The following is a 418-nucleotide window of genomic DNA, read 5'->3' on the forward strand; positions in this document are numbered from 1 at the left end:
AAAAAACAGTAAGCAATACGGCAGATTCAAAGCAGCACTAGTGGCTAGATTGATATCAAGCTGGAAATGAGAGTATTGTTTTAGTGTTAGTTCTAGATTTAGAGATTAAGCCTTAAGCACACAGCCAGCGCAGGCAGTTTGATGCGCCTTGTCGACGCTTGCGTTCTAGATGTTCACAATATTCTGTTAATGCCGGTAACGCCCCTACTGCGCCTTTAAATAATGACCCAAACTCAGTGGTAATTTTCAGCCAGTTTTCTGCTGGAATATTGAGTCTGTTAAGAATATGTTGGCTACTGGCACTAATTGCACCACGCTTATCCTCTCGAATAATTCGCCCTGTATCTTCCACCAGCACAATATAGTCTTTAACACTGAACATCAGGCCATTTGGCATATCCTGACGTTCATTACCGAC

General features: G+C 42.3%; 1 pseudogene. It reads right to left on the minus strand.

What is annotated here, in order from left to right:
- Positions 1–112: 112 nt before the first annotated feature.
- A pseudogene (locus tag AAEZ00_RS20650) lies at positions 113–418 on the minus strand (transposase); the annotation flags it as partial.

Source organism: Shewanella sp. S1-49-MNA-CIBAN-0167 (assembly GCF_040310145.1).
Taxonomy (GTDB): domain Bacteria; phylum Pseudomonadota; class Gammaproteobacteria; order Enterobacterales; family Shewanellaceae; genus Shewanella; species Shewanella psychromarinicola.